Source organism: Pedobacter sp., from assembly GCF_035317785.1.
GTDB lineage: Bacteria > Bacteroidota > Bacteroidia > Sphingobacteriales > Sphingobacteriaceae > Pedobacter.
This window is the reverse complement of record NZ_DATHGC010000085.1, coordinates 1-11799: the sequence shown is the minus strand read 5'-3', so window position 1 is coordinate 11799 and position 11799 is coordinate 1. Positions and strand designations below refer to the sequence as shown.

Below are 11799 nucleotides of genomic sequence, written 5' to 3'. Positions count from 1 at the left end.
TTGCCTTTTAATATGAAGTACCTTATTCATAAGCAAATACAAACATAATATTTCACTACCGCCTCAATATACTTAGCGTAGTCGGGTCCATTGCCAAGTAGCTCGCTATGGCCTTCAGCTCAAAATACTGCTCTATTTTTGCACCAAAATGATCAAGAAACGAATCATACCTTTCATCGGAAGGCATCTTGAGAAATTCCGTCCGCTCAGCAACCTTTGTATAATCGTTGGCGAGGATCTTAGCGATCAGTTCATTCGTTTCAACCGTCTTAAGCTTCATTACCTGAAGGGCATCATAAGAAATGCTGCGCAGCACCGTACCCGCAGCATATTCCAGATGGTGAAATGAAGGCTTTTGCAAAAAAAAGCTGTCCTTGATCACCGACAACTCTCCCGCTTTCCAAAACCCAATCGTTACCTGCCTTGTCTCCCAGGGCTCTTTGCCCGGCACTAGGGTATAAGCCTGGGTATTTCGCCAAAAGTGGCCACTCGTTCCGCGTTTAAACTGACACCCTGTTTCGCTCCAAACTGACGCCTTATTTCGGGGCAAAGTGGCCGTTTTTAGGTCTGAAGTGCATATTTCTAATCAAAATTTCTGTATTTATTTTTGTCAGATGGGGCAAAATAGAAGCCTTAAAAAGCTTTTCTCCCCTTAGGCTTGGGTCATGGTTGGTTTGGACTCTTGGAGCATTTATATCGCCTTATTTGAGGTCAAGGCATGGATGTGTCGAAGGAATGCGGTCTGGAGCGCCATTTCCCAGGGAAATATAATCTGAAGTGTGATTGGATGAGCTTTTGCAGCTATGGACGATAAGTCCGGGGTGTTGGTTATATTGGTTCAGAGGGAAAGGAACTTTTTAACTCACTCGGCAATCTAATTTGCGGCCACTTTGCACCGAAATGGAGGGGTCACTTTCACTGAAATGTGCAGTTTAGCCATGAAAACAGTTAGTTATCCCTTTTTTAAAATTAGTGATATTTATGGTAAATGTGAATAATATTTGGATGTAAAATATAAAACCAGTGTATTAAGCTTCTGTTAATTTCTTAGAAACTCCAAAAACTGCACATCTGAATGTGCAGTTTTCAACTAATTTTGCACATTCGGATATGCAATTTCCTTTCATCCGTATTTATTTCAGTAGCCCTTCAGCAGCCTAATCATAGTCTCATCGTAGTGTTTGCTTAGTCCCCAGCCTATCGGGAGACTAAGTTAGATCTTCTGTATGCTTGTGCAATCTGTCTGCGCAGATTGGTGGCAGCTGGTTTGATGTGTAAGTTTAACTCCCGACAGGAAAGAATTTAAACCTAAATAAAAATGGCAAGATTACCTAAAGGACTATTTGGGGGTTTCTCGGGCAAACTGGGTGACCTCGTAGGCTACAACCGCAATGGAAAAGATTTGGTACGCACAAAGGGTAAAAGCACTAAACCTGCCAGCGTAAAGCAATTGGCGGTAAGACAAAAGATTTCTTTGCTAAACACCACACTGGGTGCCATGCTTACTGTGATCAATGTGGGCTTTAAACTGGTGGTGAAGGGGACAGATAAAAACCCTTTCAATGAAGCCGTGTCTTACAATTTTAAGCATGCCTGCCTGGGTGCCTATCCGGAAATCAGTATTGATTATAGTCAACTACTGGTCAGTCAGGGTTCATTGCCGCCTGCATTTGAACCAAATGTCAATGTTGTTCCCGGAGGCCTGGAATTTACCTGGGGCCTTGATCCGCTTGTTCATGACAATATACTGAACGACCGCGCCATGCTGCTCATCTACTATCCTGACCCTGATCATCTGCCTGCGTCGAATGAGAATGTGGTCTGCGTTTTAATAGGGGCGCAAAGAAAGGCACTCAAAGATTTTATTGAACTGCCCCCTGCTTACCTGACCGCTCCTATGCACTGTTACATCACTTTTGTAGCAGAGGATGGCAACAGCATAAGCAATAGTGTGTTTATATAAACACTTCTGCCATCAGCTCATAAGATCGCAGCCTGGCCCGATGGTCATAAATATGCGAACTGGCCATGATCTCGTCGACTTGTGTCTGCTCTATAAAGCGTTGCAGGTCGGCCTTGATGGTATCCTTGCTGCCCACAAAGGTGCAGGCAAGCATCTGGCTGGCCTGTGCTTCTTCAAACTCATCCCATATGTCTTCCATACTATCAACCGGGGGTTGCAGCAGCATTCTTTTGCCGGTGACTATTCCTCTAAACAATTGATAGAGTGAGGTCACCAGTTTTTCTGCTTCTGCATCGGTATCAGCGGCCACCACATTGACGCAAGCTAAAATATAAGGTTTGTCCAGGTATTGCGATGGTTTGAACTCTTCTCTGTAGATTTTGATGGCGTTCAAAAGCTGCGCAGGGGCAAAATGGCTGGCAAAGGCATAAGGCAAGCCCATAGCCGCAGCGAGGTGTGCACTGTCCGTACTCGAGCCCAATATCCAGATGGGAATATCAAGACCTTCGCCGGGAATGGCCCTTACAGCACTGGTGCTGTTTTCGGCAGAAAAATATCTTTGCAGTCTTAATATATCTTTAGGGAAATCATTGACTCCGCTGAAGCGCTCGCCCCTGATGGCCATTGCCGTAACCTGATCTGTACCGGGTGCCCTGCCCAGACCAAGGTCTATGCGGCCGGGAAATAAAGATTCCAAAGTACCAAATTGCTCGGCAATGATTAGTGGGGAGTGATTGGGCAGCATGATGCCTCCTGAGCCTACCCTGATGGTTTTGGTATGATTGGCGATGTGCCCGATCACGACCGAAGTAGCTGAACTGGCCACGCTGATCATGTTGTGGTGTTCGGCAAGCCAATAGCGGTGAAAACCCCATTTTTCTACATGCTGAGCAAGGTCAACACTGTTTTTAAACGTATCGGCGGGTGTTTTTCCTTCTATTACAGTAGCGAGGTCTAATATGGAATACGGGAGATCTGCAAGCAGTTTTTTCATAGTTATGTACAATGAGCTGCAAAATTACTACCTGTCCCACCTAAACTGAACTCATTGTGAGTGATATGACTTTAATTCTACAAGGGCCGCTTTTTAAGTTCTGCAAGGGCTATTTTTTAAGTTCAGCGATCAGCTCTTGTGCTTTTGCATAGTTGGCATTTTCCTGCGGAATCTTTTGGAGCCATTCAACAGCTTCTGCCTTTTTATCTTCTTTTACCAGGCTGAGTGCTGCGTAAAAAGCAGCATCGTACTTAAATACGGACTGGCCTTCATACAAGTGTTTCAACAGTGTCCTGGCTTCGTAAGTCTGCTTCGTCTCTATCAGCGTGATGGCAAAGTAATAAGTCAGCAATGGACTCTGAGGGTTGAACATGTATTCTTTTCCCAGTATTTTCCTGGCCTCTGCATAGTCCCCTTTATTGTAGAGTTCCGCTGCTTTGGAGAGCTGCGCCTGGTTATCTGCACCACGCTCTGTCACTGACATTTGTTTGCTGAAACTGTATTTTTCGTACAGGCCAGATGACCAGGGCGCCCAGATGAAAAGCCCGATCAGCAGCACTGCTGCTGCACTGATCCATTTGAGATAAGGTTTTAAAGAAAGGGTTTTGGTTTCTTTTGTCTGGGCCGCACTGAAGGAAGCCTTATCGGCAGGGGCCTCATTTACAGCAGGCTCATTTTTGAAATACTGCCGGTTCAGGTCTTTCAGCGTGCTTTCTACCTGCTTGTCCTGCTCGTCCGGAGCAATTCTCAACTTTAAGCTCTGGTGAATGTCTTTATACTGAGCGACGAGTTCCTGCAGCGCTGCATCTGATTGAAGGGACATTTCAAACCCTGCTTTTTCTCCGGCTTCCATATCGCCCTCAAGGTATCGGGCCACGGCTAATATTTTATCTTCGTTCATTGTCCTTCTGTTTTTATCGATTGAACCATTTTTATCAGAGAAGCCATACATTCAGATTTCTTTTTCCGCAGGTAGCCATAAGTAACACCCAGGGTCTCGGCTACTTTTTCCTGTGCCTCGCCTTTCATGCTCCACGAAATGATCTCTTTACAGCGCTCGCCCAATTTCTCAAAAGCGCTGTAAAACAATTTCGATTGTTGCTCCTGCTTTTCAAGTTCATCTGCATGGGCAAATGTATCTTCTCCGATATGTAATAAATCTTCCTCGCTATTTGTTACCTGTATTATGGATCTTTTTTTAATCTGGTTGAGCCACTTGCGTTTGCAGATCAGCAGCAGGTAGGGTTCAAAAGGACAGGTCAGTTCCAGTGATTTGTATTTGCCCTGGCGGTAGACATCCATTAATGCTTCCTGAAAAATATCTGCTGCGTCGTCTTCGCTCCCGTTATTAAACGTGATCCAGGACTTGACCTTGCTGGCGCAATGCTTATAAATTTCGTTGATGACCGATGTATCATTATTGACCAGGCCGGTAATGTACCGCTGGTCGGCATGTATGTTTTTAGCCATTGGCAGATTTATAATGGAGCATATCGCCACTAATTTAAAATTTCTTTTGATAAGGGGGGTAACAAAATTTTATTGCCGTTGATATCTATTCGAATCACATTTAAAAAACACGAACATGAAAACTTTAAACTTAACATCAGTACTATTCATCGCAATGATTGCTTTAACCATTGGATGTAAAAAAGAAAACCATTCGGTAGGAGACAATACGGTAAATACTGCCAAAGAATTTATGGCAAAGTTTGGCTCGCAAAAACAGGTAAAGGAAATCAACGCTTCGGCCCTGCCGCAAACGCTGACCTTTCTGGACGGCACAAAAATAATCTTCCCGGTAGGTTCTTTGACCAAAGGCGGCGTGCCGGTGACCGGTAATGTCAGCGTCGAAGTATTTGAAGTGTTGAGAAGAAGTGCTGTACTTTTGAGCGGCACCAATACCAATCACGCTTCTGGCGCTCCGCTGGCTTCAGACGGGTTCATCTTTGTGGATGTCAAATCTGATGGTTCCAGTGTGGACCAGAACCTGGCTGTGCCGATCAAAATCTCTATTCCTACTAAGAAAACTTCGGGCTTTACGCAGCTTTGGGTGGGTGTGGATCAGGCAGACAAACCCATTGTAGCTGCAGCGGGCGCACAGATGGGCTGGGCTGCGCCAAGGGCGGCAAATGGCGTAGGCGGTAAAGAGGTAGGGGTAACTGCTTCAAACTTCACCTTCGATTTTGGCAACCTGGGCTGGATCAACTGTGATGTATTTTACAGCTATGCCAATCCTAAAACTACGGTGACTGTTGATGTGGCCAATAACCCGGGTACTTTTGCCTCCTTCCGCGGATTTAGCGGCGAGACCTTTGTCTTCTTTTGTGCAAAGGGCAGTAATGTGGCGGCGCAGTTGTACACGGCAAATGGCAGCGGAGTAAAAAGCTATGACAATATGATGCCGATAGGTGCTGAAGGCCGGATGCTTGCTTTCTCTATTAAAGACGGAAGGTTCTATTACGCAGCTGTGGAAACTACAATCTCTGCCAGTCAAAACATTACACTGACTTTAGCTGAAACCACTGAAGCCGCAGTTCAGGCTGCGATCAATAGCTTGGATAGTTATTAAGGTCTTTGATCCGGAATATGCTGACTGCATCACGTTTTGATCTGCATCACGTCATTGCGAGGTACGAAGCAATCCCACATCTGAGATTGCTTCGTACCTCGCAATGACGTTCAAAAATTTATTGTACTTTTAATCATAGATGGCCTCCTTGCTATCTACCAAATGGATACTGATGAAAACACGTCTACGCATATGGCTGCCGATTGTCACAGGGGCTGCTCTTCTGCTTACCGCTATACAGCCTGCTGTTGCCCAACACAAGGCCAAAAGAACGCAGGGCGAAGCTGAAAAAACAAAAGGCCTGCAGGCAGCAAAACCATTGCCGCTTCAGACACTCCCCGAAGACACAGTACCTGCTATTATCAATTACAAAGAGGAGAACGGCGTGGTAAAGTTCAGTTCTGTGCTGAGGCCTTTAAGGCCAATAGCTGGCGCACCTGAACCCTTTTATACTTATTTCTGGGAATTTGGAGATGGTTCTTTTTCTTTTGACAAGGAACCTGAACATGTGTTTCCTGATTCACTATTGCGCAATGTGCGCTTGTTTGCGACCAATAGCTATGACGATGGCAAACGCCCCCCTACCCGGCCAAAACCCTTAAAGCCGGGGAGCAGCAGGCCGGTGCTGGCTTCGAGCGCTTCCGGTGTATCAGGTACCTCCGGTGCTGATTCGGCATTCTTCAAATCGGGCGGTTCCATTGAGATGAGGAGCAATTGTATGCCCAAACCCGGGGAGGACATGATGCTGATATTCGGGTATAAAAATAAAAGGGAAAACGGACTGGCCAGTTTAGGAGGGACTCTGACGATTTTGTATAACGACAGGGAATTTAACAGGGACAATTTTGAGCTGACTGAAACCAGGGTTTATCATAAGGAGCAGAAAAGCCGGTTTGACAAAACTGGTGCTGTCTCAATATTGAAACCAGGCAGTGCCCCTGATGTTTTTTACGGCTTTGTGCCAGGGCCCAACGATCTTCATGGGCTTTCCGGAATGATTGATGGCGGTGTGAATGTTGCTGTACTGGATCCGGAAGGCATTGCACTGATCAAAGAAAAAATGGCTGCCTTCAAAACGGGAGAGAGCTGGAAGTTTGACAACCTGAAAGCGGGTGAGGAGAGGTTCCTGTTCATGCAGTTCAAAACCACACCCGACATGATCAAAGATACCAACGCCGTAGTCCGGCTGACGGGTCTGTTTACACCCAGTGATCCGTTAGTACCGGCTGAAACTTTCACTATGGAACTGCAGATCGTCGCTTCTCATGATCCCAATAAGATGATGATGAAAAACAGCAGGATGAATTTTCGCCTGACGGGTAAAAAAAGAAAGCTGACCTACAAAGTGAGGTTCCAGAACACGGGTAAGGGTCCGGCTAAAAAAGTAGATGTGGGTGTGGCGATCGCTGAGGTGCTCGACATGGCTTCCATAGAGATCCTGGATTCCAAACCCAAACTGATGATGAGTGATTCTTCTGGCTACGCCAGTCAAAGCAGCCTGGATACGATAAGGACAGCTGATAGTGTTCATTTTGTTTTTAAGAACATTTACCTGCCGGGCATGCAGCAAAAAGGGGTTAAAGATGCCGATTCGACCATGGGTTTTATTGAATATAATATCGGGTTTAAAGAGAGGCCTAAAAAGCTTCCCTTTAAGAGCGGGGCGGCCATTGTATTTGACAAGAATGACCCGATCTATACCAACCGCTCTGTTGGCAAATACAAAATGGGTTTATCGCCGGGTGTCATCGCCGGTTACGGCTTTCCTTTTGAAAATGGCAATTCTCCTTTTTCCGGCCAAAAGAACATCAGTTTTGGGGCGAGTATTGCGCCCTATGCACCGCACAGGTATTTTCTACAGGCTGAACTGTACATGAGCTCGTACGCGGAAAAAGAATACCTGATCAAGCGCACTCCGGGCGATGGCAGGATTGTAGCGATAGAGAATGCCAATGGTAAACGGGAAGAAGCACGGGTCAATTATATAGACAGCAGCGCGGTGATTAAAGTGGTCACTATCAATGTGGTGCCCTTGCAACTGAGGCGCAACTTCAACAAGTACTTCGGGGCAGGTGTGGGGACATTGGTCTCTTTTAACCTGGACAAGCAGGCTTTGCCGTCACGGACCGGAGTGCTGGAGTTCATACAGTCGCCCGGCACTACGACCACCATCAGCAAGACCTATGATAAGATAAAGAGCAGCTTCAACGACTTTCAGAACACCCTGTTTGCCGATGTGCAATTGGGTAAGGTCCATGTGGGGCCATCTATTGGGTTCCGGTACTTATTTACTCTTCAAAATACAAGCAACAGGATGGTCACGTACCTGACCTGGAAGTTTTAAGCTAAAAAAGGTTATTTTAGCTGAAATGATGTGGAATGAGGTCAGCTAAATTAGGATACTGCATTTTTCTTTGCTTGTCAGTATGGGTTGCGTCTGCAATGGCCCAAACCATCATCATTCCTTCTTCGCTCTTAAAAAAACTGGATTCCTTAAAGAAAACAAATAACCTTGCGGAGTGGCTGTACGCAAGAGTGGATTACAGTTACAATGCACCCAGGCAAACCCTGCCGTTTTTAATGGCTACTGAAAAGGAAATCTGGCGAAAGCCGGTGTCTGCTCCTGAAAAAGAAGCATGGCTCATTATGCTGAGCAATCTGGGCTACAATCAACTGTATGCAGGCGAGATCCTGGCTTCCATAAATTCTTATGAAAGAGCCTATAATTTCTGGACAGACAACAAGCTCAATACGGAGATTACGGATTATGTGCTGAAGCCCTGGGCAAATAACTACACCCGGCTGGGAGATTATGAAAAGGCACTTTTTATCCAGCAAAAGATCTTGGATTTTGCCCTGCGGGACCACGACAATGAACAAGCTGCCAGTGCTTATAACAATATGGCGATCTCATACCGTTCTGTCGGAGATTATGAAAAAGCGGAAGCATCTATTAACCTTGGATTGAAAAAGACGACTGCGCTCAATACCACTATCCTGCTGAACAATACGCTTGCCGATATCTATAAAGACAGGAATGAACTGGACCTCGCGGCAAGGGTCATCACAGCCAACATAGTCAGGCAACAGCAACGAATACCGGATTTTGACACGGCCTACTGGTTGTTGAGCAGCTACACGACGGCGGGTGATGTGGAACTGGCCAAACATCACTATGCTGCAGCGGCAAAATACTACCATTTGGGCTTGAAGATCAACGATCAGCATTATAATGGAAACCGGCTCAGGGAGAAAGCATACCTCATCACCCAGCTGGGCCGGATAAAGCTGGCTGAACATAAAGCTATGGAAGCCCTCGTCTATTTTAACCAAAACCTGAACGCCTTTGGCCTGCTGAATAGCGATCAGACTGTAAATAAGGAAAAAATATTTGGCGACAACAGGATCATCGATGTTTTTTATCAAAAGGCCCTGGCTTATGTCATGCTCAGCAAAGAAAGGGAGGCATTGGAAAACGTCATGTTCTCCCTTCTGGCAGCGGACAGAATCAGGTTTGAACTTGCTGATGTAAAGACCAGGCAGCGCTTTCAGTCGGAGACGAAACAAAGGGCCGAAATGGCAATCGGGCTGGCATTTAGCCTGCTGGAGAAAACTAATGCCTATCATTATGCCGAAGTGATCACAGACATTGCTGAACAGAGTAAAGCACGTACTTTGCTGGATGAGATCAGACGAAACCAGCAGCAAATGACACTGCAAACCGGCGATGCCCTGTTCGCTCACAGACAGCTGCTGGAAAGGGAGATCTCCTATTACGAAAAAGAGATGCTCCAGAATCCTGAAGCGTTGAAATCTCAGGGTAGTAAAATTGCCGAACTCAAATTTAAACTGGAAACTGCCGAAAAGAAACTGGAGGAAAAATATCCTGCTCTGAACCGGGTATGGGACAATGATCCTGTTTCATCGGGGCTGCTGAACCGGCTGCCGGCCAGCGCACACCTGATCGAGTATTTCCTGGGCATCCATGATATTTATGTCATTGAGGTAAAAAACCGCCGGATCATTCACATCAACAAAATCACCGGGGCAGCTTCAATAAAAAAGAGCATCGCAGATTTTTCACAAACCTATTATCATAAAGGTCCTGAGGCCATGATGAATGACCCGCAAAAATTCTTTAAAGCTTCAAACGCCGTCTATAAAAGCCTGGTGTCTCCCTTTAAGATCGTTAAGGATGATCAGCTCATCATCATACCAGATGAGCTGACCGGATATTTGTCTTTTGACGGCCTGATCACTGACAGCACTTATGTCTCTTCTATACCGGCATGGCCGTTTTTGATAAAGAAAGCTTCGTTATCCTATGCTTTCTCCATTCAAACCCTCGTCAATCAGTCTTTCCGCAAAAATAGCAGCAAGGGGTTCACTGGACTGTTCATTGCCCATCAGGGTACAGCCAGGCAATACATTCCTGCTGTAGAAAAAGAAGCAGAGGCGATAAAGGACATCGTATCAGGGAAATTTCTGATGGATAAAGACGCGAGTGTGAAACATTTCTTTGAGGCGTTTGACCGGTCTGCAGTGCTGCATATTGGCACCCATGCTTATTTATCCAGTACGCAAAAGGAACCAGCACTTGTGCTGGACGATGATCAGGTCTTTTTATTTGAACTGTCGGCCCGGCAAAATGCACCTGCATTGGTCATGCTCAGTGCCTGCAGAACTGCGGATGGCATGTTGGCTGCCGGAGAAGGAATAATTAGTCTGAGCCGCGGGTTTGCAGCCATAGGAACTCAAGGTACCATAGCCGGGTTATGGAATGTGAATGATGATGCTGCGTCCGCAATTACTGCGGATTGTTACCGGTATATGCTCGAAGGAAAAAAAATAGCTGCCGCACTGCACCAGTCCAAGTTAAACTGGTTATCCCTTAAGCACAATTCTGAACTGGAATACCTTCCCTACTACTGGGATGCACTGGTCTATATGGGCCATGATCAAAACATTGTACTTCAGCCTGCAAGTAGCTGTTTTATCCCATATATCCTGTCAGGCTTAGCAATGATCCTGCTTATTTTCCTTGTTTTAAAACTAAGGCGGCCAAAGGCGGTACGTCCATTACGATAGAATGTTCCCTGCCATTGCATTCCTGTTCTTCCGGAAGCAAGAGGCCGTCATTTGATTTGCCGCTGCCGAAAAACTCTTCTGCATCGGTATTGAAGATTTCCTTCCATTTGGCCTTGAATGGCAGACCAAGGCGGTACCCTTCCCTGTATACCGGCGTAAGGTTTAAGATCACGATCAGGGTATCTTTTGCTTTGGTCCCTTTTCTGATGTAGATATAAATGGAATTTTGGGAATCGTCTGCATTGAGCCACTCAAATCCTTCAGGAGAAAAACTGTATTCGTACAGTGCTGGTTCGGACCTGTACAGCTTGTTGATGGCCCTTACCGTTTTCTGCATCCCAATATGGGGCGGGTGTTTGAGCAGGTGCCAGTCCAGGGAACTCTTAAAGTCCCATTCATGGGTCTGTGCAAATTCATTGCCCATAAACAGCAGTTTGGTACCGGGCTGGGTAAACATGTAAGCATAGAGCACGCGCAGGTTGGCAAACTTCTGCCATTCATCTCCCGGCATTTTATAGATCATGGAAGACTTGCCATGCACCACTTCATCATGGGAGAAAGGCAGCATGAAGTTCTCACTAAAAGCGTAAGTAACGCTAAAGGTCAGCTGATGGTGATGAAATTTCCTGTTGATGGGATCATTCTTGAAGAATTTCAATGTATCGTTCATCCAGCCCATCATCCATTTCATGCCGAAGCCTAAACCGCCCGCAAATACCGGATGGGTAACACCGGGATAGGTACTGCTTTCTTCGGCAATGGTATGCACGCCTTCGTAATTGCCATAAATGGCTTCATTCATATCTTTGAGAAACAAGATGGCACCCAGGTTTTCGCTGCCTCCGTATTCATTTGTAGCCGCTTCTTCTGCTTTCCTGGAAAAGTCGAAATAAAGCATAGAAGCCACTGCATCGACCCTCAGTCCATCTGCATGAAACTTGTCGACCCAATACATGGCGTTGCTGATCAGGAAGGACCTGACCTCGTTCCTGTCGTAATTGAAGATGTAAGACTTCCAATCCGGATGAAATCCTTTGCGCATATCGGCATGTTCATAAAGATGGGTTCCATCAAAATGATAAAGCCCGTGTGCATCTCCCGGAAAATGAGAGGGTACCCAGTCCAGGATGACGGCGATATCGTTCTTGTGCAGTTCTTCTATCAGATACATCAGTTCCTGTG

At 46.0% G+C, this 11799-nt stretch carries 9 protein-coding genes; 4 read left to right on the top strand and 5 right to left on the bottom strand.

Features of this window, described 5'->3' with window-relative positions:
• Nucleotides 1-55: 55 nt before the first annotated feature.
• Entirely contained in the window at nucleotides 56-550 is a 495-nt protein-coding gene (locus tag VK541_RS05210; RefSeq protein WP_324367616.1) for a hypothetical protein, read from the bottom strand.
• Between the two features lie 768 nt (nucleotides 551-1318).
• Between VK541_RS05210 and VK541_RS05205 the strand changes: the two genes are divergently transcribed.
• Nucleotides 1319-1963 (top strand): DUF6266 family protein, encoded by a 645-nt coding sequence (locus VK541_RS05205; protein WP_324367614.1) that lies wholly within the window; start codon nucleotides 1319-1321, stop codon nucleotides 1961-1963.
• Here VK541_RS05205 and VK541_RS05200 read toward each other — a convergent pair.
• The 3 genes from VK541_RS05200 to VK541_RS05190 form a co-directional block, all read right to left on the bottom strand.
• Nucleotides 1956-2957, bottom strand: a complete 1002-nt coding sequence (locus tag VK541_RS05200; RefSeq protein WP_324367612.1) for an LLM class flavin-dependent oxidoreductase — start codon at nucleotides 2955-2957, stop codon at nucleotides 1956-1958. The genes VK541_RS05205 and VK541_RS05200 overlap by 8 nt on opposite strands.
• A 109-nt stretch (nucleotides 2958-3066) precedes the next feature.
• Entirely contained in the window at nucleotides 3067-3858 is a 792-nt protein-coding gene (locus VK541_RS05195) for a hypothetical protein (RefSeq protein ID WP_324367611.1), read from the bottom strand.
• Nucleotides 3855-4427, bottom strand: coding sequence for a sigma-70 family RNA polymerase sigma factor (locus tag VK541_RS05190; protein WP_324367609.1), 573 nt, complete (start codon nucleotides 4425-4427; stop codon nucleotides 3855-3857). The genes VK541_RS05195 and VK541_RS05190 overlap by 4 nt, the downstream gene beginning before the upstream one ends.
• A gap of 115 nt (nucleotides 4428-4542) precedes the next feature.
• Between VK541_RS05190 and VK541_RS05185 the strand changes: the two genes are divergently transcribed.
• From VK541_RS05185 to VK541_RS05175, 3 genes are all read left to right on the top strand, one after another.
• Complete coding sequence (locus tag VK541_RS05185) at nucleotides 4543-5529, top strand: hypothetical protein (protein WP_324367607.1); 987 nt, start codon at nucleotides 4543-4545, stop codon at nucleotides 5527-5529.
• A gap of 172 nt (nucleotides 5530-5701) precedes the next feature.
• A complete protein-coding gene (locus tag VK541_RS05180) occupies nucleotides 5702-7873 on the top strand; it encodes a DUF7619 domain-containing protein (protein WP_324367605.1) in 2172 nt (723 codons plus the stop codon).
• A 35-nt stretch (nucleotides 7874-7908) separates the two neighbouring features.
• The gene (locus VK541_RS05175; RefSeq protein WP_324367603.1) at nucleotides 7909-10617 is read left to right on the top strand and encodes a CHAT domain-containing protein; all 2709 of its coding nucleotides are present in this window, start codon (nucleotides 7909-7911) and stop codon (nucleotides 10615-10617) included.
• Here the strand turns inward: VK541_RS05175 and glgB are convergent.
• A partial coding sequence (gene glgB, locus VK541_RS05170) for a 1,4-alpha-glucan branching protein GlgB (protein ID WP_324367601.1) occupies nucleotides 10562-11799 on the bottom strand: 1238 nt, incomplete at its 5' end. The two genes, VK541_RS05175 and glgB, sit on opposite strands and share 56 nt — an antisense overlap.

Coding starts and splice junctions, on each gene's coding strand:
- VK541_RS05205 (WP_324367614.1), top strand. CDS start 1,319: ATGGCAAGATTACCTAAAGGACTATTTGGGGGTTTCTCGGGCAAACTG.
- VK541_RS05200 (WP_324367612.1), bottom strand. CDS start 2,957: ATGAAAAAACTGCTTGCAGATCTCCCGTATTCCATATTAGACCTCGCT.
- VK541_RS05195 (WP_324367611.1), bottom strand. CDS start 3,858: ATGAACGAAGATAAAATATTAGCCGTGGCCCGATACCTTGAGGGCGAT.
- VK541_RS05190 (WP_324367609.1), bottom strand. CDS start 4,427: ATGGCTAAAAACATACATGCCGACCAGCGGTACATTACCGGCCTGGTC.
- VK541_RS05185 (WP_324367607.1), top strand. CDS start 4,543: ATGAAAACTTTAAACTTAACATCAGTACTATTCATCGCAATGATTGCT.
- VK541_RS05180 (WP_324367605.1), top strand. CDS start 5,702: ATGAAAACACGTCTACGCATATGGCTGCCGATTGTCACAGGGGCTGCT.
- VK541_RS05175 (WP_324367603.1), top strand. CDS start 7,909: ATGAGGTCAGCTAAATTAGGATACTGCATTTTTCTTTGCTTGTCAGTA.